This is a genomic window from Microtetraspora malaysiensis, from assembly GCF_050947145.1.
Lineage (GTDB): Bacteria > Actinomycetota > Actinomycetes > Streptosporangiales > Streptosporangiaceae > Microtetraspora_A > Microtetraspora_A malaysiensis.
Genome location: NZ_CP191998.1, coordinates 1287513 through 1312171 on the forward strand (window position 1 = coordinate 1287513; position 24659 = coordinate 1312171).

The 24659-nt window shown below is 71.5% G+C and carries 20 protein-coding genes; 16 read left to right on the forward strand and 4 right to left on the reverse strand.

The window, feature by feature from the left end; genetic code table 11:
- The first annotated feature begins 49 nt into the window (after positions 1 to 49).
- The 3 genes from ACQP1V_RS06530 (at position 50) to ACQP1V_RS06540 (ending at position 3365) form a co-directional block, all read left to right on the forward strand.
- Complete coding sequence (locus tag ACQP1V_RS06530) at positions 50 to 2275, forward strand: SpoIIE family protein phosphatase (RefSeq protein ID WP_433419861.1); 2226 nt, start codon at positions 50 to 52, stop codon at positions 2273 to 2275.
- A gap of 44 nt (positions 2276 to 2319) precedes the next feature.
- Positions 2320 to 3096, forward strand: coding sequence for an alpha/beta fold hydrolase (locus tag ACQP1V_RS06535; protein ID WP_067130160.1), 777 nt, complete (start codon positions 2320 to 2322; stop codon positions 3094 to 3096).
- A 107-nt stretch (positions 3097 to 3203) separates the two neighbouring features.
- On the forward strand, positions 3204 to 3365 hold the full coding sequence (locus tag ACQP1V_RS06540) for a hypothetical protein (RefSeq protein ID WP_433419863.1): 162 nt from the start codon (positions 3204 to 3206) through the stop codon (positions 3363 to 3365).
- Between the two features lie 12 nt (positions 3366 to 3377).
- Here ACQP1V_RS06540 and ACQP1V_RS06545 read toward each other — a convergent pair whose 3' ends face one another.
- On the reverse strand, positions 3378 to 4523 hold the full coding sequence (locus ACQP1V_RS06545; RefSeq protein ID WP_387408040.1) for an acyl-CoA dehydrogenase family protein: 1146 nt from the start codon (positions 4521 to 4523) through the stop codon (positions 3378 to 3380).
- Between the two features lie 324 nt (positions 4524 to 4847).
- Between ACQP1V_RS06545 and ACQP1V_RS06550 the strand changes: the two genes are divergently transcribed.
- From ACQP1V_RS06550 to ACQP1V_RS06575, 6 genes are all read left to right on the forward strand, one after another.
- Positions 4848 to 6266 carry a hypothetical protein gene (locus tag ACQP1V_RS06550; protein ID WP_433419866.1) on the forward strand — a complete coding sequence of 473 codons (1419 nt, stop codon included), beginning with the start codon at positions 4848 to 4850 and terminating at the stop codon, positions 6264 to 6266.
- Between the two features lie 14 nt (positions 6267 to 6280).
- Entirely contained in the window at positions 6281 to 7312 is a 1032-nt protein-coding gene (locus ACQP1V_RS06555) for a class F sortase (RefSeq protein ID WP_433419869.1), read from the forward strand.
- Positions 7313 to 7318: 6 nt separating this feature from the next.
- Positions 7319 to 8920, forward strand: coding sequence for a DUF2079 domain-containing protein (locus ACQP1V_RS06560; protein ID WP_433419872.1), 1602 nt, complete (start codon positions 7319 to 7321; stop codon positions 8918 to 8920).
- 158 nt (positions 8921 to 9078) lie between these two features.
- The gene (locus ACQP1V_RS06565) at positions 9079 to 10005 is read left to right on the forward strand and encodes a hypothetical protein (RefSeq protein WP_433419875.1); all 927 of its coding nucleotides are present in this window, start codon (positions 9079 to 9081) and stop codon (positions 10003 to 10005) included.
- Positions 10006 to 10015: 10 nt separating this feature from the next.
- Complete coding sequence (locus ACQP1V_RS06570) at positions 10016 to 10915, forward strand: class F sortase (protein WP_387408050.1); 900 nt, start codon at positions 10016 to 10018, stop codon at positions 10913 to 10915.
- A gap of 175 nt (positions 10916 to 11090) precedes the next feature.
- A complete protein-coding gene (locus ACQP1V_RS06575; RefSeq protein WP_067130139.1) occupies positions 11091 to 12236 on the forward strand; it encodes an acetyl-CoA C-acetyltransferase in 1146 nt (381 codons plus the stop codon).
- Between the two features lie 95 nt (positions 12237 to 12331).
- On the opposite strand, the gene ACQP1V_RS06580 is transcribed toward ACQP1V_RS06575, so the two are convergent.
- Positions 12332 to 14209, reverse strand: coding sequence for an acyl-CoA dehydrogenase family protein (locus ACQP1V_RS06580; protein WP_433419879.1), 1878 nt, complete (start codon positions 14207 to 14209; stop codon positions 12332 to 12334).
- A gap of 138 nt (positions 14210 to 14347) precedes the next feature.
- Entirely contained in the window at positions 14348 to 15079 is a 732-nt protein-coding gene (locus ACQP1V_RS06585) for a class I SAM-dependent methyltransferase (protein WP_387408054.1), read from the reverse strand.
- Between the two features lie 178 nt (positions 15080 to 15257).
- Here ACQP1V_RS06585 and ACQP1V_RS06590 point away from each other — a divergent pair, with 178 nt between their 5' ends.
- The 3 genes from ACQP1V_RS06590 to ACQP1V_RS06600 all read left to right on the forward strand — a co-directional run bounded on the left by ACQP1V_RS06590 (position 15258) and on the right by ACQP1V_RS06600 (position 20021).
- The gene (locus ACQP1V_RS06590; RefSeq protein WP_433419882.1) at positions 15258 to 16379 is read left to right on the forward strand and encodes a LuxR C-terminal-related transcriptional regulator; all 1122 of its coding nucleotides are present in this window, start codon (positions 15258 to 15260) and stop codon (positions 16377 to 16379) included.
- Complete coding sequence (locus tag ACQP1V_RS06595; RefSeq protein ID WP_433419885.1) at positions 16376 to 18643, forward strand: ATP-binding protein; 2268 nt, start codon at positions 16376 to 16378, stop codon at positions 18641 to 18643. Before ACQP1V_RS06590 ends, ACQP1V_RS06595 begins: the two co-directional genes overlap by 4 nt.
- A gap of 262 nt (positions 18644 to 18905) precedes the next feature.
- On the forward strand, positions 18906 to 20021 hold the full coding sequence (locus ACQP1V_RS06600; RefSeq protein ID WP_433419888.1) for an ATP-binding protein: 1116 nt from the start codon (positions 18906 to 18908) through the stop codon (positions 20019 to 20021).
- A 15-nt stretch (positions 20022 to 20036) separates the two neighbouring features.
- Here ACQP1V_RS06600 and ACQP1V_RS06605 read toward each other — a convergent pair whose 3' ends face one another.
- Complete coding sequence (locus ACQP1V_RS06605) at positions 20037 to 21062, reverse strand: adenosine deaminase (RefSeq protein WP_433425769.1); 1026 nt, start codon at positions 21060 to 21062, stop codon at positions 20037 to 20039.
- 68 nt (positions 21063 to 21130) lie between these two features.
- Between ACQP1V_RS06605 and ACQP1V_RS06610 the strand changes: the two genes are divergently transcribed.
- The 4 genes from ACQP1V_RS06610 to ACQP1V_RS06625 all read left to right on the forward strand — a co-directional run bounded on the left by ACQP1V_RS06610 (position 21131) and on the right by ACQP1V_RS06625 (position 24625).
- Positions 21131 to 21631: a SigE family RNA polymerase sigma factor gene (locus ACQP1V_RS06610; RefSeq protein WP_067130117.1), complete on the forward strand. Its 501-nt coding sequence runs from the start codon at positions 21131 to 21133 to the stop codon at positions 21629 to 21631.
- Entirely contained in the window at positions 21628 to 22590 is a 963-nt protein-coding gene (locus ACQP1V_RS06615; protein WP_433419890.1) for a PASTA domain-containing protein, read from the forward strand. Before ACQP1V_RS06610 ends, ACQP1V_RS06615 begins: the two co-directional genes overlap by 4 nt.
- Positions 22591 to 22722: 132 nt before the next feature.
- Complete coding sequence (locus ACQP1V_RS06620; protein WP_067130111.1) at positions 22723 to 23226, forward strand: SigE family RNA polymerase sigma factor; 504 nt, start codon at positions 22723 to 22725, stop codon at positions 23224 to 23226.
- 19 nt (positions 23227 to 23245) lie between these two features.
- A complete protein-coding gene (locus tag ACQP1V_RS06625; protein ID WP_433419893.1) occupies positions 23246 to 24625 on the forward strand; it encodes a hypothetical protein in 1380 nt (459 codons plus the stop codon).
- The last annotated feature ends 34 nt before the right edge of the window (positions 24626 to 24659 follow it).

Genomic DNA, 24659 nt, shown 5'->3' on the forward strand with positions numbered 1-24659 from the left:
CGCCAGTGGTCCGCTTTGCGAACACCCGCCCCCAAGGGGTGATCGTCGGATGAAACGTTGGGGGGACCTCTCGCAGGACAGCGCGGACCACCTCACCGCCGGTTCCGTGCTGGACCAGGCCGAGATGGCCGTCGTCGTCACCGACAGATTCAGCAACGTCCTCTACTGGAACCCGTTCGCCGAGCGGCTGTTCGGCCGTCCGGGCGGGGACGAGGGCAAGGAGTCGCTCCTCTCTCTCGGCATCACCGAGAAGGACCACCCGCTGACCGCCGAGCTGGCCAAGAGCGTGCTCAGAGGAGGCGTCTGGGAGGGCACCTTCGACATCGTCCGCGCCGACGGCACGATGATCTACGTGCGGGCCCAGGCCGTCCCGCTGCGGCATCCGTCCGGCTCGGTCACCGGCATCGTGATCACCGCACGCGAGGCCATGCGCAGCAACGAGCGCGAGAAGGACCGCTTCGGTCTGCTGGAGCGCATCGGCGAGCGGCTGGCCGGCTCGCTGTACGTCGAGGAGACGCTCAACCGGGTCGCGGAGATGCTGGTGCCGCAGTTCGCGGACCACTGCTTCATCGAGCTGGTCGAGGGCGACCGGCTGATCCGCAAGGTCTCCCACCATGTGAACGGCTGGTCGCCGCCGCCGGAGTCGTGGCTGCCGGTCGGCGGCGAGGTCAGGTATCCCCCCGGTCACTACGCCGACACGGCCCTGCGCCGCCAGGAGACCATCCTCATCGAGGACTTCTCCCAGGTCAGCTATCCCGCGCCGAGCGAGGCGTCGGTCCGCATCTGCGGCGAGATCGGCATGACCTCCGCCATCGTGGCGCCGCTGTGCGTCCGCGGCGAGACGCTCGGCCTGATGTACCTCAGCCTGTCCAACCTCACCGACCGGCGCTCGCCGCACTACGACACGTTCGACCGCGACTTCGTCGGCGCGATCGCCACCCGGGTGGCGATCGCCGTCGACAACGCGCTGCTGTTCGAGGAGGAGCGGCACACCGCCGAGTCCTTCCAGAAACACCTGCTGCCGCGCGAGCTGCCGGCGCTCGACGGTCTGGAGATCGCGGTCCGCTACTGCCCGGCCGCGCCGCTCGCCTCGCACGGTCAGGGCATCCAGACACAGGTCGGCGGCGACTGGTACGACGTGATCCCGCTGTCGGCCGGCCGGGTCGGCATCGTCATCGGCGACGTCGAGGGCCGCGGGGCCAAGGCGGCCGCCGTCATGGGGCAGCTCCGCGCCGCGCTGCGCGCCTTCGCCCAGGACGACAAGCCGCCCGCCGACATCCTCGCCCGCCTGGACGAGTGGACCCGGATCGTCGCCGCCCCCGAACGCGACGACTTCGGCGAGGACATCACCAACCCGCCGATCGTCACCTGCCAGTACCTCGTCTACGACGCCTGGTCGCGGCAGCTCTCGTTCGCCAACGCCGGGCACGCGCCGCCGCTGCTGATCGTCGACGGCAACGTCAGCGAGCTCGACATCAGCGAGGTCGGTCAGCCGCTCGGCGTCCACGCCAAGGGCGTCCACGCCGACCTGGTCTACAAGGAGGAGACCCGGGTCTTGCCACCCGGCGCGGCGCTGCTGCTCTACACCGACGGCCTGGTCGACCGGCGGCCCCCGCGTGACTCGGAGGAGCCGCAGCCGAGCGAGGACGAGACGCTGCGGATGCTCTGCGACAAGGTCGCGAAGATCGCCGGGGACAGCGTCGAGCGGATCGCCGACGCGGCGACCAGCGCCATCCCCGGAGAGATCGACGATGACATGGCGATCCTCGTGATCCGCTCGGTCGGCGCCGAGCTCCAGTACGAGGAGCAGACGTTCCCCGCCCAGCCGATCATGGTGGGTGAGGCGCGGCGCATGGCGTCCGACGCGTTCGAGCGCTGGGAGGTCCCGGAGGAGCGCGCCGAGCTGGCCTGCCTGCTGGTGTCCGAGGTCGTCACCAACGTGGTGCTGCACGCGGCGAGCGCCAACGTCCCCCGCCGTGACCTGATCATGGACGGTCCGCCGCTGCCGTTCGACGAGTCGTGGGACGTCCCCGGCTTCGAGGACGAGGTCGCCAGCGACAAGGAGTTCACGCTGCGGCTGCGCCGCGGCGAGGAGTCCGTGTGGGTCGAGGTGTTCGACCAGGACCTGCGGCTGCCGCGCATCCGCAGCGCCGGGGAGAACGACGAGGGGGGCCGCGGCCTCTACCTCGTCGATCAGCTCGCCAAGCGCTGGGGGTCGCGTCCCACCCGCGAGGGCAAGGCGGTCTGGTTCGAGATTCCGGTCGGCGGTCGCTGAGTCGTCCTGTACGGCACCGCCCCTCGGGTGCTTGACTCGCACGTATGGAGCTGACGTACGAGCGCCGGGGGACGGGGCCGCCTCTCGTCCTGCTGCACGGCATCGGGCACCACTGGCAGGCGTGGCTGCCGGTCATGGATCTGCTCGCGGAGCGGCACGATGTGATCGCCGTCGACTTTCCCGGGTTCGGCGCGTCGCCACCGTTCCCGCCGGAAACGCCGTACAACGCGGAGACGGCCGCGTTCGCGATCGAGGAGTTCTGCGACAAGCTCGGCATCTCGCAGCCGCATGTCGCGGGCAACTCGCTGGGCGGTTACGTGGCGCTCGACATGGCCTCGCGCGGTGTCGTCCGCAGCGCCGTCGCGCTGTCTCCCGCCGGGTTCTGGTCCCGCACCGAACTGCTGTACGCGCGCACGGCGTTGCGGGCGTTGCGGAAGGCGGCGCGCAGCACGTCGGAGGGGACGGCCGCGGCGTTGATGTCGTCGGCCCTCGGGCGGGCGGCCTCCTTGTGGCTGCTCGTGGCCGACCCGACCAGGATCCCCGACGAGGAGATCCTGCTCGGCACGGAGGCGCTGCGGAACGCCGCGGGTTTCGACGAGATGCTGAACTGCTTCGCGTGGCTGGCCCCGCCCCCGCCGCCGAAGGCGCCGATCACGATCGCCTGGGGCGACCGCGACCGGCTCCTGCCGCGCCGTCAGGCCGTACGCGCCGGGCGGTGGGCGCAGCAGCGGGCCAAGCTGCTGGCGGGCTGCGGCCACGTGCCGATGAGCGACGATCCCGCGCTGGTCGCCCGGGTCATCCTGGAGACCACGGGCGGCTGACCGCTGCCCCGGCCGGAGTCCCGCTGACCTCGGCGTATGACCCGAACCGCCGGGCCGGCGTCGGTTTACCCCCGCACACGCGGAGAATCCGCCGCATACTGGTCGGCATGGACCCCGGACTCATCCTGCTGGTCTTCCTGGCCTTCCTGTTCGCCTGGTTGCTCAACAAAGTGCGCAGGTTCTTCCGGCTCGGCGCAGTCGGATACACGGGCGTGATGATCGTGTTCGTGATCGCCATGCTGCTCATCTGGGGCCAGCACATGCGCTGAGCCGGTGGAATCCTAGAAGCCGAAGGACCGGCCGATGATCTCCTTCATGATCTCGGTCGTGCCGCCGTAGATGGTCTGCACCCGGCTGTCGAGCCAGGCCTTGGCCACCGGATATTCCGTCATGTAGCCGTAGCCGCCGTGGAGCTGCAGGCAGCGGTCCACGACCTTGTTCTGCAGCTCGGTGGTCCACCACTTGGCCTTGGCCGCGTCCACGACCGTCAGCTCGCGGCGGTTCAGCACGGTGACGCACTTGTCCACGTAGTGGCGGGCGATCTCGACCTCGGTGGCCAGCTCCGCGAGGACGAACCGGGTGTTCTGGAAGGAGCCGATGCTCCGGCCGAACGCCGTGCGGTTCTTGCAGTACTCGATGGTGGTCTCCAGCACGGCCTCGGCCGCGGCCACCGCGGCGACGGCGATGGACAGGCGCTCCTGCGGCAGGTTGTTCATGAGCTGGACGAAGCCCTGGCCGTCCGCGTCCCCCAGCCGGTTGGCGACGGGGACCCGGACATTGTCGAAGAACAGCTCGGCGGTGTCCTGCGCGTGCATGCCGATCTTGTCGAGGTTGCGGCCCCGGGTGAAGCCCTCCATGCCCCGTTCGACCACGAACAGGGTGGTGCCGCGGGCCCCGGCCGTCGGATCCGTCTTGGTCACGACCACGACAAGGTCCGAGTTGATGCCGTTGGTGATGAACGTCTTCTGCCCGTTGACCACGTAGTGGTCGCCGTCGCGTACGGCGGTGGTGCGGATGCCCTGCAGATCGCTGCCCGCGCCCGGCTCGGTCATGGCGACCGCGGTGATCAGCTCGCCCGACACGAACCCGGGCAACCAGCGCTCCTTCTGCTCGTCGTCGGTCAGATCGACGAAGTACGGCGCCATGACGTCGTTGTGGAGGGAGAACCCGAGGCCGCTCGCGCCGGCCCTGATGATCTCCTCGACGACCACGGCGTTGTAGCGGAAGTCGGTGATGCCGGATCCGCCGTACTGCTCGGGGACGGAGAAGCCGAACATGCCGATCTCGCCCGCCTTCTTCCAGACCTCGCGCGGGACGATGCCGTCCTTCTCCCACTGGGGATGGTGCGGCACCACCTCGCGGGCCAGGAACTCGCGGACGGTCTGGCGGAAGAGGAGGTGCTCGTCCTCGAAGAGGTCTCGCTGCATCGGACACGCCTTCCGGGCCGGGGGACATCTCGCTGACCAGAATACGATTCTGTTACTCGGAGGTATACCGGCCGGACGTGTCCCGGGTCGCCCGGCGGGCGGGGGCGCGGGCGATCGTGGGGGCGCCGCCGGCGTCGCAAATCGGGCGGATGGCGGATCAAAGGGAACGCTGGGTTACAAGTACGCCACCTTTCCGCTTTTCGCCCTCCTGGGGGATTGGTGAAACCCATAAGATCTACCCTCGGTTTGCTATGGCCGCACGGAATGCGGCTTTCGTGATCGGAGCATGCGGTGAATCGCTGGGGAACGGGTCTCCGGAGGACTGTGGCCGCCTCGGTCCTGGGCTTGGCAGGTGCGGCGGCCATCGTGGTCCCGTCTCTCTCGGCAGGCGCGAGCACCGCTGAGCTGGTCGTGGACTACGCCTGCACCGGCGGGATCGCGCAGTCGGGCTCAGGTACGGTGCGTCTCCGGACGAAGGTCACCGTTCCGACCGTGGTGAACGTCGGAGAGCCGCTCAACGTCGGGTGGAAGCTGAACTACCGGGACGTCACCCGCTTCGGGGCGCCCGCGCGGCTCCCCCAGGGCGGCAAGATCGAGGTGACCGGCAACATCCAGCTCGCGGGCGCGTGGGAAGGCGTCCTCAGGCCGATGGGCAGCGTCGACCAGCCGGACGCCATGGTCAAGGGCAGCCCGCTCGATCTCCCCGAGGGGATCTCCGACTTCGCGCACATCGACCGCGCGGGGACCCTCAAGGTGACCCCGCGCAAGCTGTTCGTGGACTTCCGGCCGCCGGCGTCCGAGGTCATGGTTAACGATGACGACCCGGAGATCCTGTACAGCGACGGTTGGCAGGACCTCAACGACCAGGACAGCCAGAACAACGACCACCACCTGGACCTGCACCGGACGACGAGCGCGGGCAAGTGGGCGCAGTTCACCTTCACCGGCACGGGCGTGGAGTACGTCGCGCAGAAGGACCAGCGCGCGGGGCCGGTGGACATCCTGATCGACGGCCAGCCCGGGTCGCCGCCGCGGATCGACCCCTCGAAGAACGACGACGGCAGCACGGTGAACGACGCCAACAAGGGCGGGCAGACCCTGTGGCGCTTCCGCGGCCTCCCGTACGGCGAGCACAAGGTTGAGATCAGGAGCGTCGACGACGGCAAGTGGACCCAGCTCGACGCGTTCCGGGTGATCACCAGGGAGCTGGTCAGCCCGCCGAAGGACTACCGGGCCGAGTGCAACCTGGTCAGCGCGCCGGTCTCGGTGAACGTCACCATCGGTGATCCCGCGACGGAGCAGCCGTCTCCCGGGGGTTCGAACTCGGGGGACCCGTCTGGCACCTCCAACCCGTCGGGGGAGCCGTCGTCCAGCCCGTCGGGGTCGGTGGTGTCGCCGCCTCCGGGGGGCTCCACTCCGACTCCCACTCCCAGTAAGAGTCCGGGCGGCAGTCCTTCCCCCACTCCTTCGCAGAGCAAGCTGACGAGCGTGGTCGTTATCGGCAGCCCGACGCCGACGATCACCACGACGATCACGCTGCCCGCGAGCACGCCGACCTCGCCCCAGGTGAAGGTCACGCCGAAGGGCGGAGCCCAGACCGGAGAGGCGCCGGAGACGCCGCGTTCCCCCGCGGCGCTGCTCATCGGCTCCGGCGGCGCCATGGTTTTCGGGGGCGTTTTCAGCGGTGTCGTGCTCCTGCGCAGGCGCGCGGCGCACGCCAATGACCGGTCGCGGACGGTTTGAGGGGATTGACGGCCATGAACTCGACTCCTGACGCGCACGACGACACGCCCCAGGCCGACGGCGACGCCGCGCAGACCCGCGCGGGGCAGCCGGACCCGGCCGCCGACAGCGGTGCGACCGGTCCGGCGGCGGTGACCGCCTCGGTTCCCGTGGCGGCACCGGTACCCGGCGCCGTTCCGGCTCCTGCGGCTGGCCCGGCCCCTGCGGCTGCTCCGGCTCCTGTGGCCACTCCGGCTCCGAAGGCGCGCAAGCCGCTGCCCCAGCCCGTGCTCGCCACGCTGCTGGTCGGCGGGTCGTTCGGCGGCATCGCGGCCATCATGGCCGGGCTGCTCGCCGTGCTGTCGCCCACGCAGGAGGAGGTGGAGACCGCGAGGCCGGTCCCCGGCGATGTGGTCGCCCTGCAGGGGGCCGGGTCGTTCCTGCCGCCGACCGTGGGTCCTGGCGGTCCGGGGACGTCGCTGACCGCCGCCGCGCCGACCGCGCCCCCGCCGCTGCCCGCGCTCCAGCCGCTGCCTCCGCTGACGATCACGACGACCACGACCTCGTCGTCCTCGTCCCCGGCGAAGACCGGCAAGGCGGCGTCGGCCAAGCCGATCAGGATCCGCATCCCGTCGATCGGCGTCAACGCCGCGCTCGGCTCGGTGGGCGTACTGAAGTCGGGCGAGATCCAGACGCCGTCGCTGAGCCGCCCCAAGATCGCCGCGTGGTACCGGCTGGGGCCCGCCCCCGGAGAGCTCGGACCGTCGGTGATCCTCGGCCACGTGAACACCCGTTCCGGCGCAGCCGTCTTCAGCCGGCTCCGCGAGCTCCGGCGCGGCAACAAGATCGAGGTCCGCCGCGCGGACGGCAAGAGCGCGATCTTCACGGTGGACGGCGTCGAGCAGGTGGGCAAGACGACGTTCCCGACGAACCGGGTGTATGGCAACATCGCCACGTCCGGGCTCCGGTTGATCACCTGTGGCGGCGTCTACAACGCCAAGAACCACAGCTACACGGACAACATCGTGGTGTACGCGACCATGACCGGCACCCGCAACGCGAAATAGCGGGCGGTGGGCTCCGAGACCTCCGCGCCGCCCGTCAAGGGGGACGGCGCGGGTTCCGCCTCGGATCCGGATGGTCCCGGCGTCCCGGAGGGGGCCGGTGCCGAGACGGCCGATCACGACGGCGGTTCGGGCGGCGAAGCGGTGTCCGGCTCCGGGACGAGGGCGGGGAAGGCCCGGCCGGCGTGGCTGAGGCACCGGTACCGGGTCGGGCTGATCACCGCCCTGGCGGCGGTCGTCTACGAGTTGCTCGGCATGGTCCGCCTGCACACCTTCCGGGCGACCACCTTCGATCTGGTCATCTTCGACCAGGCGGTGCGGGGGTACGCCCGGTTCTCCGCGCCGGTGAGCCCCGTGCTCGGCATGTTCACCGGGCGGGGGATGGACTACCTCCAGCTCAGCGACCACTTCTCGCCGATCCTGGCGGTGCTGGCCCCGCTGTACTGGCTGCGCGACGGGCCGGAGACGCTCATTCTCGCGCAGGCGGTGCTTTTCGCGCTGGCGATCCCGTTCCTGTGGCTGTTCACGCGCAGGTCCCTCGGGATCGGCCCCGCCTATCTGGTCGCGATCGCGTACGCGCTGTCGTGGCCGGTCGCCGAGGCCGCCGACTTCGATTTTCATGAGGTCGCGTTCGTGCCGGTGCTGACCGCCGCGATGATCGAGCGCTACCAGGCACGCCGGTTCCTCACGTCGTTCCTCTGTATGTTCGCGTTGCTACTGGTCAAGGAGGATATGGGCCTGACCGTCATCGGCTTCGGGGCCTGTCTCCTGGTCACCGGCCGCCGGTTCGACGGCGTCTGCGTCGCGGCGATCGGCGCAGCGTGGACGGGGCTGGTGCGCGGCGCGCTGATCCCGATGCTGGGCGGGGACACCGGGGACTTCTGGGCGTACGGGCATCTCGGGCAGGACGTCGGCGAGCTGGCCGTGAACGTCGTCACGCACCCGCTGCGGACCCTGGCACTGCTGGTCGACGACGCGGGCAAGGTCGACACGCTGGTGCTGCTCGGCTGGCCGGTGCTCTTCGCCTGCCTGTTCTCGCCGCTCACGCTGATCGCCGTACCGCACGTGCTCGAACGTCTGCTGTCGGACCGCCCGTCGTGGTGGGTGCCGGACTACCAGTACAACGCCTTCGTGGTCGCGATCCTGATCTGCGCGGGGGTGGACGGGATCGTCCGCCTGGGCCGCATCGTGAGGAGGCGGTGGCCCGGGATCGACGGACGGGCGCTGCCGGCCCACTGGGCGGTGTGCGTCGTCGTGGTCGCGCTGACGCTGGTGCCGCGTTTCGGTCTCGGCCAATTGGTGCACGCCGATTTCTACCGGCGTGACGCGCGGGCGGTGGCCGCCGCTGAGGCGTCGGCCCTGGTGCCGTCCGGCGTGGTGGTGGAGGCCGCGAACGAGATCGGTCCCGCGCTGACCGGACGGGCGACCGTGGTCGTGTGGGGGCCAGAGGCCCGGATGGCCCCCTGGGTGGTCGCCGACGTGGCCCGGCCGGTGTTCCCGTTCAACTCGCCGGACGCGCAGCGGGCCCGGGTCGACGAGCTGCTCCAGCAGGGCTACCAGGCGGTTTTCGACCGCGAGGGGTACATGGTGCTGCGCCGTACCGGTCAGTGAGGCTTCCAGGTTCTCCGGGTTTTCTTGACTCTGTTTCGCTACATATGAGGCGATTCCCAGACAGAGTTCATAAGATCTCAACCTAACCGAGACACAAGCGCGGAATCCTGGTACGCCTGGTAAAGCCCCGACCGAAACCGACCACGGGAGTGAAGGAAGTGCTGAAGTCAAAGGCACGGCGTCGTATCGCCACGAAAGCCGCCGCCGGAGCAGCCAGCGCAGCCGTCCTGATCGGCGTCTTTTCGGCGGTCGGGGCGCTCGCGGACAGCAAGACGGTGACGTACAGCTGCACTCCGTATGTCGACGGTCAGGCGCAGACGGCCGTGACCCATGACTTCACCGTGAACCTGCAGGCGCCGGCGTCCGCGACGGTCGGGACGCAGTTCACGGCCACGTTGACCATCACGGCCCCCGTGGCTTCCCCGCTGGCCGCGCCCGAGGACATCCCGGCGGGCGCGTGGATCCAGCTGCACCCCACGGTCGTGGCGTCGGTGAGCCCGACTGCCGCGACGGCGGCGGTCTCCACGCCCTCGCCTTCCGCCTCGGTGGCGGCCCAGATACTCAAGGAATCTCCGCTCGGGCCGTTGCCCGCGGCGACGCTGACCATCACCCCGTCCGCCGGGGCGTCGTCCATCGTCCTCACGGCCAAGGACTTCGCACTGAACGTGGTGAAGCCCGCCGCGGAAGGAGCGGCCGCCACGCCGGCGAAGCTGTACGAGTGCAAGATCGCGGCGGATGCTCCCTCGAACACTCTTCCTGCTTTGGCGACGGTTCAGCTGACGGCGGCCGGGGCTTCCCCCTCCGCCTCGCCCTCCGCCTCGCCCTCCGCCTCCCCCTCTGCCTCGCCGAGTCCGACGGAATCCCCGTCGCCGCTGGGAACGCACACCGTCCTCAAGACCGTGACCGCGAAGCCGTCCAAGGACACGCAGGTCAAGAAGACCCCCGGGGGCGGCGCGGCCACCGGAGGCGGCGCGGACGCGGGGCCGGACGGCCGGATGTTCGTGCTCACGGGAACCGCCCTGGTCTTGGCGGCGGCCACCGGGGGGCTCGTGCTGCGGGCCCGGCGGCGCACCGCCGAACGGTGAGGTTCCCGCAGTGACCACACCGCCGCCGGGCCAGTACCCACCGGGCCAGTACCCGCCGGGGCAGCCGGTGCCGCCCTACGGCGCGCCCGGCCAGCCGCCGCCCGTGTACGGCCAGCCGGTGTTCCACCCGGCCCCGGTCGTATATCCGCAGGCGTACCAGGAGCCGGAGCCGCAACCGCAGGCGCAGGGTGGCGGCACGGCGGCCATCCGCGGGGTGCTGATCCTGGCCGCGATCGCGGGCATCGTGACCGTGGTCGTCGGCGTGTTCTTCATCATCGGCTCGCCTGAGGAGTACCAGTCGCCGGCCCGGCAGACCTTGAAGATCAGGTCGGACGGCCTGGCCCCCACGGTCGGGCCGGGCGGCACGGACCAGCCGTTGACGCAGGCCGCCGCGACCGCGCCCCCGCCGGTGGCGCCGCTTCCCGCGGCCCCTGCGATGCAACCGTCGTCACCCAAGCGGCTGATCATCCCCAAGATCGGGGTGAGCGCTCCGATCAAGTCCGTCGGCACCGACAAGAGCGGCGCCATCGAGACGCCGCCGATCAACAACCACAACCTCGTCGGCTGGTATCGCGGCGGCCCCACGGCGGGTGAGCCGGGTCCCGCCGTCATGCTGGGCCACAAGGACACCACGACGCGCAGCGCCGTCTTCACCCGGCTGCACGAACTCAGGCACGGCGACACGATCGAGGTCGTCCGGATGGACGGCACGGTGGCGATCTTCACGGTGGGCGGGGTCGAGCAGGCGAACAAGCAGACCTTCCCCACGGACCGGGTCTACGGCTCCCAGGACAACGCCGAGCTGAGGCTGATCACCTGCGGCGGGTCGTACAACCACAACACGGGCCACTATGTGGACAACGTGATCGTGTACGCCACCATGACGAGCACCCGCTACGCGGAGGACTGAGCGCCGCGGCGCGGGGGCGGCCGACCACGGTCCGCACGGTCCCGGTTCACCGGGGGTCTGCGGCCGTGTGCCGGGTATGGCTTCGGTTAACTCTCATATCGCGGCATACATGGATGAACGTTCTGTTGTAGCCTCCAGATAACCGAACATTGCTCGGTTTCCTGTGGGAGGCACTGTGGCAGAGGCGTACATCGTCGGGGCGGTCCGCACCCCTGTCGGCAAGAAGAAGGGCGGGCTGTCGGCGGTCCACCCCACCGACCTGGCCGCGCACACGCTCCAGGCGCTGGTCGAGCGCACCGGCGTCGACCCGTCCGCCGTCGACGACGTGATCATGGGCTGCGTCATGCAGTTCGGCCCCCAGTCGATGGACATCGCCCGCAACGCCTGGCTGTCGGCCGGCCTGCCGGAGAACGTCGCCGGGGTCACCATCGACCGGCAGTGCGGCTCGTCCCAGCAGGCGATCCACTTCGCCGCGCAGGGTGTCCTGTCCGGCACCCAGGACCTGGTCGTGGCCGCCGGCGTCGAGTCGATGTCGATCGTCCCCATGGGGTCGACCATCACCGCCGCGCTGGAGAAGGGCATGCCGCTCCCGTTCGGCGACAGGTGGGTCGAGCGGTACGGCACGCAGGAGATCTCGCAGTTCCGCGGCGCCGAGCTGATGTGCGAGAAGTGGGACCTGAGCCGCGACGAGCTGGAGCGGTTCGCCTACGAGAGCCACCAGCGTGCCGCCAAGGCCGTCGCCAACGGCTACTTCAAGGAGCAGATCGCCCCCGTCAACGGCGTCGAGGACGACGAGGGCCCCCGGCCGGACACCACCCTGGAGAAGATGGCCGGGCTCAAGACGCTGCGCGAGGGCGGGAGGATCACCGCGGCGACCTCGTCGCAGATCTCCGACGGGTCCGGAGCGGTGCTGATCGCGTCAGAGCGCGCGGTCCGCGAGCACGGCCTGGTGCCCCGGGCCCGCATCGTCACCCTCACGCTCACCGGCGACGACCCGGTGTACATGCTGACCGCGCCCATCCCGGCGACCAAGAAGGCCCTGGCGAAGGCCGGGCTGGGCATCGACGACATCGACGTCGTCGAGATCAACGAGGCGTTCGCCCCGGTGCCGCTCGCGTGGCTCAAGGAGATCGGCGCCGACCCGGCCCGGACCAACCCGAACGGCGGCGCCATCGCGCTCGGCCACCCGCTGGGCGGGACCGGCGCGATCCTGATGACGAAGCTGCTGCACGAGCTGGAGCGCACCGGCGGCCGGTACGGCCTGCAGACGATGTGCGAGGGCGGCGGCCAGGCGAACGTGACCATCATCGAGCGTCTCTGACGCCGGAGGCCCGGCGGGTTCTCCCCGCCCGGGCCTGATGAGAGCGATCCGGCCCGGGCGGGGTGACCGCCCGGGCCGGTCCGCGTTCACGGCGGTTACGACGGAATGGTGCGGTGGACGTCCTTCGCGGTCGACTTCCCCGGGGCGCCGGACGCGATCCACGGACCGTCCGTCGAGGCGTCGAGGGTGCCCTCGTCGACGAACGCGTAGCGGCCGGCCAGGATCCGGCGGGCGAGCCGGGTGTCGGCCGTGTCCGAGTTGATCCACAACCGCGCGAACAGCGCGTCCACGCGCAGCCGGGCCTGGCGGCAGAAGGTGTCCGCGATCTCCAGCGCGGCGTTCCCATGCGTGGCCGCGTCCTCCTGGGCGCGGACGCAGGTCGCGGTCATCGCGAACAGCTCGGCGCCGATGTCGACGATCCGCCCCAGGAACCCCTGGCGGTGCTCCAGCCTCCCCTGCCAGCGCGACATGCCGTAGAAGGTGGAGCGGGCGAGCTTGCGGCAGGTCCGCTCGACGTACCTCAGGTGGTGGGCGAGCGGCCCGAACTCGGAGTAGGAGTTCGGGAGCTGGCCGGCCCCCGTCACGAGCCCGGGCAGCCACCGGGCGTAGAACCCGCCGGCCCGGGTCGCCGCCCGGCCCTTGGCCCGCAGGTCGGCCTTCGGGTCGATGAGGTCGCCGGCGACCGTCAGGTGGGCGTCCACGGCCTCGCGCGCGATGAGCAGGTGCATGATCTCGGTGGAGCCCTCGAAGATGCGGTTGATGCGCAGGTCCCGCAGCATCTGCTCGGCCGGTACCCCGCGCTCGCCACGGGCCTGGAGCGACTCGGCCGTCTCGTAGCCCCGCCCGCCCCTGATCTGGACGAGGTCGTCCGCGATCTGCCAGGCCATCTCCGAGCCGTACAGCTTGGCCAGGGCGGCCTCGATCCTGATGTCGTTGCGCTCGTCGTCGGCCAGCCGCCCGGCCAGATCCACCACGGCCTCGATGGCGTACGCGGTGGCGGTGATGAAGGAGATCTTGCGACCGACGGCCTCGTGCTCGCCGATCGGTCGGCCCCACTGGACGCGCTCCGCGCCCCACTCGCGGGCGATCTTGGCGGTCCACTTGGCCGCCCCCGCGCACGTCGCGGGCAGCGACAGCCGGCCCGTGTTCAGCGTGGTGAGGGCGATCTTGAGGCCCTGCCCTTCGCGGCCGATGAGGTTCTCCGCCGGGACCCGGACCTTGTGGAAGCGGGTCACGCCGTTCTCGATGCCGCGCAGGCCCATGAACGCGTTCCTGCGCTCGACCGTGATGCCGGGGGAGTCGGCCTCGACGACGAAGGCGGAGATCCGGGCGCCGGTCCTGGCCATGACGACGAGCAGGTCGGCCACGACGCCGTTGGTCGTCCACAGCTTGACGCCGTTGAGGACGTACGCGTCGCCGTCGCGCGTCGCCGTCGTCGCCAGCCGCGCCGGATCTGACCCCACATCCGGCTCGGTCAGGAGAAATGCGGAAATCTCACCCTGCGCGCATCGGGGCAGGAAACGCTCCTTCTGCTCCGGTGTGCCGAAGAGCTTGAGCGGCTGCGGCACGCCGATGGACTGGTGCGCCGACAAGAGCGCCGCGAGCGCGGGAGAGTAGGACGCGACCAGCATCAACGCGCGGCAGTAGTACAGGTGACTCAGTCCGAGCCCGCCGTACTGCTCGTCGATCGTCATCCCGAAGGCGCCGATTCCGCGCAAGCCCTTGACCACTTCGTCCGGGATGACGGAGGAACGCTCAATGACCGCGGGATCGACGCTGTCGCGCAGAAACGCGGTGAGCGTCTGGAGGAACCGCTCGCCGTTCCTCGTCTGCCGCTCGCTGAGCCGCGGCGCGGGATGGACGAGATCCAGCCGGAAGTCCCCGAGGAACAGTTGCTTGCCGAAGCTCGGCCGGGCCCACTCAGTCTCTCGGGCCTGCTCGGCGACCTCGCGTGCCTTGGCGTATTCGGTCATGCCGACCTCCTGAGGCAGTGGATGCCTTCGTGCTACCCGCGAGTAGCCCCAGAAACCCCCAGGAAACGGGCAAGCCCCGGACGGCGGCGGACCGGATTCGTCACGAAACGCCGGATCGTACGGCCGAGCGCGTGATGGCTAGCCGGGAACGCGGGCGACGCAGAAGACCGTCTGGCCGAACGGGGGCCGGACGAACCGCTCGATGAAGCGGGTGGCCGGGACGACGGTCCGGTCGTAGATCTTGACCAGCCGCGGGTCGGGGTAGCCCACCCCGCCGCGCCGTACCGCGGCCCACCAGGCGATGCCGCCCAGGAAGTTGATCGGCTTGAGCACCTGGGGACGCAGCCCGGCGGCCACCACCGTACGGCCCAGCGTCGCCGGGGTGTAACGGGTGACGTGGCCGACCTTGCGGTCGAATTCGCCGTACAGCTGCATGTATCCGGGCACCCAGATGACGATGCGCCCGCCCGGCTTGGTCACCTTGGCGAGGGAGCGCAGCGCTTCGACGTCCTCCTCGATGTGCTCAAGGACGTTCATCATGATCACCGTGTCGACGGGGTCGTCCAGGGGGATCTCCGTCGGCAGGCCGAACTGGAGGACCGAGATGTCGTCGCGCTTGGCGAAGCGCTGCTTGAGCTGGTCTACGCAGTAGGGGTCGAAGTCGCTCACCACGAGCCGGTCGAGCCGGGGGAGAAACTGCTCCGCGAAGTGCCCGAGACCCGATCCGATCTCCAGCATCGAGCGGCCCACGTGCGGCGCGACCATGTCGAACTCGTACTGCCGGTAGTTCTTGGCCTCGTCCCCACCGAGGTGGTTCTCCAGTGCCTCGTCTCCAGCCGCCGGCTGGACTACCCGGTCATACCCAGACATACAATCCTCGTTCGCGCGTGCTGGCAGTGGCGCAGAGTCTAATGCCCGCCTCGAAGCGGCGATTGCGGTTCCGGCACGGCAACCGGTGAAACGCCCGTTCCCGTGCGCGATGCCGGGGTTACCATTCGTGCACCGGAGCGCCGGGTGCAGTGAAGTCCCCCCACGATTCGAGGCTGCGATGGAGCGACGCGATCTTCCGGCCTTCCTCGGCCGCCGGGCCGAGATCGCACAGATCAGGCGGCTGCTCGGCCGTTCGCGACTGGTGACCCTGACCGGGCTCTCCGGCGTCGGGAAGTCGCGGCTGGCGGAGGAAGCCGCGTGGAGCGTGCGCAAGGCCTTCTCCGGCGGGGTCCACGTCGTGGACGTGTCCCGGGAAGCCGGCCCGGCGGCGCTCGCCCGCACCGCCGTCCAGGCGGTCGGCACGGGGGACGGCCGCCTCCTGCTCGTCCTCGACGGCGTCGAACGCCTGGCCGGGCCCTGCGCGGCGCTCGCCGAGTCGCTGCTCAGGACCGCGCCCGGCCTGCGCATCCTGGCGACCGGGCGGCGCTCGCTCGGCGTTGTGGGAGAGCACCTGCTCCCCGTCGGCCCGCTGCCGCCCGCCGACGCCGTCGCGCTGCTGGCCGGCCGCGCGCCCGGCCGCGGCATCGCGGACGTGAACCGCAAGGCCGCCGCCCGGCTGTGCGAACGGCTCGGCCGGATGCCCTCCGCGATCGAGCTGGCGGCGCGACGGCTGTGCGCCGAACCCGAGCCGGCGATCGAGGACCTGCTCGACGACCTTTTCCACGAGACGGCCGCGCGCGGGGCACTGGACCGCGCTCTCGAACTGTGCTCGCCGGACGAACGGCATGTGTGGTCGCGGGTCGCCGCGTTCCCCGGCCTGTTCGGCCTGGCCGACGCCGAACGGGTCTGCGCGGACATCCCGCCGCCCGCCGAGCTGCTCGACGCGCTCATCGGCCTGATCGACAAGTCCCTCCTGATCCGCGAGGAGAGCGGCGGCGAGGTCCGCTTCCGCGTGCCGCGGGCGGGCGCCGGGCGGCCGCCGCGCGGTCACGGCCGCGACCGGCCCGTCCCCTGCCCGCGCCGCACGTCCGACATGGACGGCCCGCCGGTACTGACCCGGCGCGAGCACGAGGTCGCCGAACTCGTCGCGGACGGCTTGTCCAACCGCGAGGTGGCGGAGAAGCTGGTGATCTCGAAACGCACCGCCGAGGCGCACATGGAGCACATCCTGGCCAAGCTCAACTTCTCCTCCCGTACGCAGGTCGCCGCCTGGGTCGTCCGGAGACGGGGAGACCGATGATCGGGAACCTGCCCGCCGAGCCGGCCAGCTTCGTCGGCCGCGCGGACGAGCGGGAGTACGTCGCGGGGCTCCTCGGCCGCGCCCGGCTGGTCACCCTGACCGGCGCTCCGGGAGTCGGCAAGAGCAGGCTGGCCCGCCAGGTCGCGGCCGACGCGTACCGGCGGTTCCCCGACGGCGTCTGGCTGGTGGAGCTCTCCGCGCTCCGCGACCCGCGCGACCTCCTCCCGCACGTCGCCGCGACCCTGGCCGGTCCGGGAGACGGCGAAGATCCCGGCGGCCCCGGCGAGGCGGAGGTCGCCGTGGTGGCCGCGCGCGTCGGCGGCCGGCGGATGCTCCTCGTCCTCGACACCTGTGAGCACCTGCCGGCCGCGTGCGCCGAACTGGCCGGACACCTGCTGGAGCGCTGCCCGGGGCTGCGCGTGCTGACCACCGGAAGAGAGCCCCTCGACGCGCCGGGCGAGCACGTCGTGACCGTCTTCCCGCTCGGCGCCGACGCGGTGACGCTGTTCGCCGACCGGGCCGTGGCCACGGTGCCCGACTTCGTGGTCGATCGCGCCAACCGCGCCCACGTCGTACGGCTCTGCGAGGAGCTCGACGGCGTGCCGCTCGCGATCGAGCTGGCCGCGACCCGGCTGCGGGCGCTGTCCGTCCAGGACATCAGAGCCCGCCTGACCGATCGGTTCCGGCTGCTGAGCCGCGCCGAGTCCGAGACGGGGGAGAGCAGGCACCGCACCCTGCGCACCGCGATCGGCTGGAGCCACGAGCTGTGCGAGCCCCACGAACGGCTGCTGTGGGCCCGGCTTTCGGTGTTCTCCCACGGCTTCGAACGCGAGACGGCCGAGGACGTGTGCGCCGACGGCGCGCTCGCGCGCGACGACGTGTTCGCCCTGCTGGCCCGGCTGGTCGAGAAATCCGTCCTGCTGCGCGAGGGAGACCGCTACCGCCTGCTACACGCCGTACGCGCCTACGGGGCGGAACGGCTGCGCGAGCTGGGTGAGGAGGAGGCCGTGCGCGACCGCCACCGGGACGCCTACCTGCGGCTCGCGCGCCGCGCGGAGGCGGAGTGGGCCGGGCCGGGACAGGTCGCGTGGGCCCGCCGGATGGCCGATGAGCTGCCGAACTTCCTGGCCGCCCTCGACCACTCCCTCGCCGGAGATCCCCGGGTCGCGGTCGAGCTCGCCGGGACGCTGTGGCCGCTGTGGATCGCCTGCGGCCGTCACCGGGAGGGCCGCCGCTACCTCGACCGGGCGCTCGCCGCGACCGGGCGGCCGACCCCGCACCGCGTCAAGGCGCTCTGGGCCGCCGCGTGGGTGGAGGCCCGCCACTTCGACGTGCACCGGGCCCGTACGCGGATGGAGGAGTGCCGCCGCGGCCCGGGGGCGCACGTGTGGGGCGCCCACGCGGCGGCGGTCGTCGCGTTCGCCGGGGGCGACGACGAGGACGCGGCCCGGCGGCTCGACGGGCTGCTCGCCGCCCGGAGAGGCACCGGCCCGGCCTGGCTCCTCGGCCGTAACCCCGCCTGCGTCCTCAGCCAGGCGGGCCTCGCCCTGGCCAGGTCCGGCGGCGTACGGGCCAAGGAGGTGCTCGACGACGCGGTGTGGCGCGGCACGCTCAACGGCGACTGCTGGAGCCGCTCCGTCGCCAACCAGGGCCTGGCCGTACTCGCCTGGGAGAACGGCGACCTGGCCGAGGCCGAGGAGCGCAACCACGAGGCGCTCCGGCTCGGCCGCGACCTCGGCGACCTGGCCGGCGCGCTCGCCGGGTTCGAGATCCAGGCGTGGCTCGCCGCCGCCACGGGCAGGGGAGGACTCGCCGCGACGCTGCTGGGAGCGGTCGAGGGGCTCGGCGCCCAGGCCGGCATCCGGCTGGACGAGGCGCCCTACTGGGGTGCCCGCCACTCCACCTGCGCCGAGATCGCGCGCGGCCTCGCCGGCGGCCCCACGTTCCGTACGGCTCTCGCCGAAGGGGCCGGCCTCGACCTGGACGCGGCCTACCGGCGGGCGCTCGGGGACCCGCCGAAGGAGGGCGCCTGCCTCACACCGCGGGAGTTCCAGGTGGCCGAGCTGATCGCGGACGGCCTGTCGAACCGGGAGCTCGCGGAACGACTGATGATCGCCGAGCGTACGGCCGACACCCACGTGGAGAACATCCTGGCCAAGCTGCGCATGTCGTCCCGCGTGCAGATCGCCGCCTGGGTGGCGGTGCGGCGCTCCACCCCCGCCAGGTCCACATCGGAGAAGGGATCGGGCATCCTCCCGATGTAACACACAGCGATCATTCGGATACTTATCGTGTCCGGTTGGCCGAATAGGGGGGAAGCCGACCGGTCGATCGCCGCGCGGCGGGGGACGACGTTGCGGCAGGGTTCGGCGGCGGGTTCAGGTCGAGGGGGATCGTCCCGCCGTCGAACCTCCTCCCCCGGGGTGGTGAATCTCCACCGGGGTGGGGCAATCTTCAACCCTGAGTAGTCAGTCGATTACGCACTCATGATTGGCTGGGCCGGCCATGCATGAGAGGGCGGATTTGGTGATCGATGCGTTGGGGCGGCGAGGCAACCTGCCCGCCGAGACGAGCACCTTCATGGGACGAGACGTGGACCTGGCCGAGGTGGGGCGGCTGCTACAGGAGGAGTCCCTGGTCACACTGACCGGGGTCGCGGGGGTCGGGAAGACCCGGCTCGCGCTCAAGGCGGCGGGGGAGCTGCCCGGCGGCGCCTGGCTGGCCGAGCTGTCCGGCGAGCGCAACGGCGCCCTGCTGGCCCACACGATCGGCGCCGCGATCGGCCTGCCCGAGCAGGCCGCCCGCCCCCAAGGGGACGTCCTCGCCGAGCATCTCGCCGACCGCCGGATGCTCCTGATCCTCGACACGTGCGAGCACCTTCTCGGCCCGTGCCGCGAGCTGGTCGGCCAGATCCTGCGGGCGGCTCCCGGCGTGCGCGTCCTGGCCACCAGCAGGCAGCCCCTCGGCCTCCCGGGCGAGCGCGTCCACACCGTACGCCCGCTCCCGGTCACCGCCGAGGACTGCGACGCCGTACGGCTGTTCCGTGACCGGGCCCGCGCCGTATGTCCCGGGTTCGAGCCCTCTGACGCCGTCGTACGGCTCTGCCGCCGCCTGGACGGCGTGCCGCTCGCGCTCGAACTCGCCGCCGGCCGGCTGCGCGCCCTGACCGCGGGCGAGCTGCTCGACCACATGGACGACCGCTTCTCGCTGCTCGCCGGGCGGGGCCGTACCGGCAGGCACCGGACGCTGCGCACCGCGGTCGGGTGGAGCCACGAGCTGTGCACCCCGGAGGAACGGCTGCTGTGGGCCCGGCTCTCCGTTTTCGCCGGGACGTTCGACGCCGCCGCGGCCGCGGACGTCTGCGCCGACGAGCGGCTGCGCGGCGTGCCCGGCCTGCTCTCCCGGCTCGCCGACAAGTCCGTACTGATCCGGCACGGCCAGCGGTTCCGGATGCTCGGCATGATGCGGGACTACGGCCGGGAGTGGCTCCGCGCGATCGATGAGGAACGCGCGGTCGTCCGCCGCCACCGCGAGCACTCGCTTGCCCTGCGGCGCGGGATGCGTCATCCCGGACGGCGCGCCTGCGGCGACCCGGCCAGGAGGCCCGAGTCCAGCCGCCCGCACCCCGGCCCGGGACACTGAACCGGCCCCGGGCGGCTACTCCGGCCGGGTGAGCCAGACGTCGATCTCGCCGAGGAGCTCCTTCTTGAGTGAGTCGGGCGCCGTGGACGAGCGGATCGACTGCCGGGCCAGCTCGGCGACCTCCGCGTCGCGGAAGCCGTAGACGTCCCGCGCGAGCTCATACTGCGGGAGCAGCCGGGCCCCGAACAGCAGCGGGTCGTCCGCGCCGAACGCGATCGGCACCCCCGCGTCGAACAGCTTGCGCACCGGCACGTCCTGCGGGCTCTCGGCCACGCCGAGCCCGACGTTCGACAGCGGGCACACCTCGCACGCGATCTGCCGGTCGGCGAGGCTTTCGAGCAGCCGGTCGTCCTCGGCCGCGCGGATGCCGTGCCCCACCCGGTCGGCGTCCAGGTCGTAGACGCACTCGGCGACGCTGGCCGCGCCCATCAACTCTCCCCCGTGCGGCACGGCCAGCAGCCCGGCCCGTTTGGCGATCCGGAACGCGGAGTCGAACTCCCGGGCCCGGCCGCGCCGCTCGTCGTTCGACAGGCCGAACCCCACCACGCCCCGCCCCGCGTACTGCGCGGCCAGCCGGGCGAGGGTCCGCGAGTCGAGGGGATGCCGGGTGCGGTTGGCCGCCACGATCACCGCGACGCCCACGCCCGAGGAGGCCGAGGCCCGCGCCGCGGCGTCGAGCACCAGCTCGAGCGTCGAGGTCAGCCCGCCGAACCGCGCGGCGTACCCGGACGGGTCCACCTGGATCTCCAGCCAGCGCGAGCCCTCGGCGGCCTCGTCCTCCGCCGCCTCCTTGAGCAGCCGGTAGACGTCCTCGGGGCGCCGCAGCACCGATCGGGCGATGTCGTACAACCGCTGGAACCTGAACCAGCCCCGCTCGTCGGTCGCGCGCAGCTTCGGCGGCCAGTCCTGCACCAGGGCGTCGGGAAGGTGGACCCCGTGCTCCTGGGCCAGCTCGATCAGCGTCGAATGCCGCATCGAGCCGGTGAAGTGAAGGTGCAGGTGGGCCTTGGGGAGCGTGACGAGAGAGCGCGGCATTTCCATATCCTGCCGCATCCGCGTCTCAACCTGGTCCGGCCTTCACGCGTTGTGGACGGGCGAAAGGGGAGCTGATGACCGAAGAAGACGAGGCGGCCTTCGACGAGTTCCTGGCCGCCCGGAGCACCGCCCTGCTCCGCACCGCGGTCCTGGTCTGCGGCGCGTCCCCCCACGATGCCGAGGACCTGGTCCAGAGCGCCCTGGAGAAGGTGTACCGGCACTGGCCGCGCATCAGGCGCGACAACCCTGAGGCGTACGCGCGCCGCGTCGTCGTGAACGCCGCCATCAGCAGGGCCCGGAGGAGGCGGGTGATCCAGGAGATCACCTTCGCCAGCCCTCCGGACACGCCCGTGGAGTCGCCGGACCCCGGCCTGCGCGAGCTCCTGCTCGCGGAGCTCGGGAAGCTCCCGGCGCGGATGCGGGCCGTGCTGGTCCTGCGCTACTGGGAGGACATGTCCGAGGCCGAGACGGCGGCGGCGCTCGGCTGCTCGGCCGGGACCGTGAAGAGCCAGGCCGCCCGTGGCCTGGCGCGAATCCGCACACGTCTCGCAACACTGGAAGGAGTGTCAGCATGAACGTGGAAGAGACGCTGAAGGAGGCGATGGCGTCCCGGGTGGCCGCCGTCCACGCCCCGCCCTCGATGGGGCAGCGCATCCGGCGGCGCAGCCGCCGCAGCGTGGTCAGGTTTCGTACGGCGGGAGTGGCGCTCCTGACGGTCGCCGTCGCCGGAGCCGTGCCCGTGTACCTTTCCGCGGCCTCCGGCCCGGCCCCGGCGCAGGTCGGGGCGTCCGTCGCGGACACGCCGAAGGACGGCGTCGACGGGATCGCGACCCCTGGCATCTCAGTACCGGACGTGATCGGGCTGAGCCATCAGGAGGTCGGTGCGGTCCTGAAGGCCGCCGGCCTCGCCGTGGACTGGCGCAAGGTTGTGGACGAGGGGCACAAGCCGGGAACGGTCATCGCGCAGGAACCACCGGCCGGGCACATCGCCCCCGAAGGGGGCCGTGTGCAGGTCACGATCGCGACGACCGCGGTGCCGACGACCGACGAGAAGTCCGAGGCCACGGACAACGGGCAGCCCCAGGATCTCGGTGACCTGGGCGACGGCCGGACCTTCGGCGGCATCCACCTGCGCTACCTGCCCGACGGCCTCGAATGGGGCAAGTGGTCGGGCAAGGACGGCTTCGGCAAGACGAGCTACACGACCACGTGGGTCGAGTCGAGCCGGGCGAGCACCGGGGACTACTCGGTGCAGGCGGTGGTCTACAAGGGGAAGGCCGCCCGTGCCCGGCGCGGCATCGCGAAGGGCGACTCGGTGACGATCCACGGCAGGCAGGGATACCTCGGCCGGCTCACCGAAGGCGGCGAGCTGGTCGCGGAGAGGGCGGAGGACAACACCCTCACCCTCGTCTGGTTCCCCCGCGCCGACCTCGCGGTCGAGCTCATGATGAGTCCCACGTTCGCCGCGAAGCTGGGTGACGCGGACAAGACGGAGATCCAGAAGATCGCCGAGGGGGTGGTCGTCCGGAACTGACCTTCCCGCGACTCGCCCGCGCCCCTGTGCTTCGTCGGGTTTCACAGGGACGCCTTGCCCGGCCGCGCTGCGGCCGGGCAACCCTTTTCTCGCCTGGGGCGTACAAGAGGGCATGACACTGGACAGAGCCGAGTGAATCCTCCCGAGGGGTTCGCGGAGTTCGTGGCTGCCCGGGGCACGAGCCTGCTGCGCACGGCGTATCTCGCCTGCGACTCCCCAGACGAGGCCGAGGACGTCCTCCAGAGCGCGCTGGAACGGGCCTGCCGCAACTGGCACCGGCTCCGCGCGGACGCCGCACCGGAGCCTTACGTCCGAAAGATCATCATCAATCTTGCGATCAGCCGCGCCCGGCGCCGCGCGATCCTGCAGTTCATCCCGACGCACTCCCCGCCCGACCGGCCCGCGCCGGCCACCTCGGACGTCGAGCTGCGCCAGATCCTCGTGGACGGCCTGCGCATCCTCCCACCGCGCCAGCGCGCTGTCGTCGTACTCAGGTACTGGGAGGACCTGACCGAGTCCCAGACCGCCCAGATCCTCGGGTGCTCCATCGGCACGGTGAAGAGCCAGGCGTTCAAGGCACTCGTACGGCTCCGCGCGTGGCTCGGTGAGGAGGTGACCGGCCTTGTCGGATCTTGAGAGTCGGCTCAGGTGCGCCATGACCGAGGCGACGGCCGAGCTGCGGATCGCCCCCGACCTCGCCGACCGGGTCGTCCGGCGTACGCGCCGGAGGAAGACCGCGACGACGGCCATCGCCGTCGTCGCCGTCGTACTGGCCGCGGTCCCGGCGTACCACGTGATCCAGGAACAGCGGCACGTGGTCTCCGTCACGGCGGCGGAGAGCGTGGACGGCGTCGAGGTGCACGACCTTCCCGACGGATTCGGACGGCCCGCGACATTCGAGGTGAACGATCACGGTCTGCGGGGGAAGGCCGCCCGCTGGAGCCAGGGCGATCGCACCATCCAGGTCACCGTCTACCGGCCGAAGGATCTCGCGGGCGGCTACCTCGACCTCCAGCAGCGCGGGTTCCTGCCCGGCGGCACGCTCTGGCGGCACCGCGGAGGCGGCCTGATATCCGCCGGCCGCGACGACCTGATTTGGTGGGAGCGGGACGGCCTGGTGCTGCGGGTGACGACTTCGGCCTCCGCCAAGGAGTACCTCGAACCGGTGGCGATGGGCCTCCACGTTCCCTGGGATCCCGCCCTGGACACGATGCGCGTGACCTATATGCCCGCACGCTTCCGCCTGGTCTCCGGCGAGCCGCGGGAGATCCTCGACGGGCTCGGCCGGTGGTGGAGCGATGATCAGAACGCCTCCATGGCCGTCGAGGTCGTGCGCGGTGACCGGGCGAAGGACCTGAGCGCGTTGCGCCGGGTCTCCTGGCCGACCAACGAGGAGTTCCTCGACGCGCGGACGACCACCGTAGGCCGGGCCCGCGCCCTGGAGGGGCGCGTCGCGAGCAAGGGCGTGAAGATCGACAAGGGCCGGATGCTCATGTGGCTCATCGAGCCCGGCCTCGGCGTGCGGATCTGGGCGATGGGTACGACCGAGGACGAGATGCGGCGGGTGGCCGAGGGTATCGAGCCGGCCCCGCCGCCGGCCGGGCCCTCTGTGGACGGCGTCGAGGTGCCCCCCGCCCTCCGGTCCGTGCCGGAGGCGGCCAGGGACCGCACGCTGGGGTGGAACTGGACCACCACGACGACGTACTGGGGGCATCCCCCCGGCAAGGGCTGGTACGTCGCCCTGTCCGTCCACCGAGGTGGGCTCGTCGGCACCGACCTGTGGCGGAAGGACGCTTTCCGCACGACGCCCGAAACAGCGACCGTCGGCGGCGTCCGCGGCCTCCGGGCCGACTCCACCAAGACGGTGCGGGTCGGCGGCCGGCCGCGGCTCATGTGGACCCGAAGCTTCGCCTGGGAGCCGCGGACCGGCCTCGCCGTCGTGGTGACCACGGTCGAGGACACCATGTCCTCGACCGCGCATCCCGATCTCGACCTCGACCGGCTGGTACGCAGCCTCAGCGCGCGGCAGCCGTAGGGACGGAAAAAAGGCCCGGGCCGTGATGGTCCGG

Bases quoted from the DNA above. Each gene is read 5' to 3' on its own strand.
- ACQP1V_RS06555 (WP_433419869.1), top strand. From the start codon at position 6,281: ATGAACTCGACTCCTGACGCGCACGACGACACGCCCCAGGCCGACGGC.
- ACQP1V_RS06535 (WP_067130160.1), top strand. From the start codon at position 2,320: ATGGAGCTGACGTACGAGCGCCGGGGGACGGGGCCGCCTCTCGTCCTG.
- ACQP1V_RS06605 (WP_433425769.1), bottom strand. From the start codon at position 21,062: ATGGAAATGCCGCGCTCTCTCGTCACGCTCCCCAAGGCCCACCTGCAC.
- ACQP1V_RS06615 (WP_433419890.1), top strand. From the start codon at position 21,628: ATGAACGTGGAAGAGACGCTGAAGGAGGCGATGGCGTCCCGGGTGGCC.
- ACQP1V_RS06595 (WP_433419885.1), top strand. From the start codon at position 16,376: ATGATCGGGAACCTGCCCGCCGAGCCGGCCAGCTTCGTCGGCCGCGCG.
- ACQP1V_RS06530 (WP_433419861.1), top strand. From the start codon at position 50: ATGAAACGTTGGGGGGACCTCTCGCAGGACAGCGCGGACCACCTCACC.
- ACQP1V_RS06585 (WP_387408054.1), bottom strand. From the start codon at position 15,079: ATGTCTGGGTATGACCGGGTAGTCCAGCCGGCGGCTGGAGACGAGGCA.
- ACQP1V_RS06610 (WP_067130117.1), top strand. From the start codon at position 21,131: ATGACCGAAGAAGACGAGGCGGCCTTCGACGAGTTCCTGGCCGCCCGG.
- ACQP1V_RS06545 (WP_387408040.1), bottom strand. From the start codon at position 4,523: ATGCAGCGAGACCTCTTCGAGGACGAGCACCTCCTCTTCCGCCAGACC.
- ACQP1V_RS06580 (WP_433419879.1), bottom strand. From the start codon at position 14,209: ATGACCGAATACGCCAAGGCACGCGAGGTCGCCGAGCAGGCCCGAGAG.
- ACQP1V_RS06625 (WP_433419893.1), top strand. From the start codon at position 23,246: ATGACCGAGGCGACGGCCGAGCTGCGGATCGCCCCCGACCTCGCCGAC.
- ACQP1V_RS06590 (WP_433419882.1), top strand. From the start codon at position 15,258: ATGGAGCGACGCGATCTTCCGGCCTTCCTCGGCCGCCGGGCCGAGATC.
- ACQP1V_RS06540 (WP_433419863.1), top strand. From the start codon at position 3,204: ATGGACCCCGGACTCATCCTGCTGGTCTTCCTGGCCTTCCTGTTCGCC.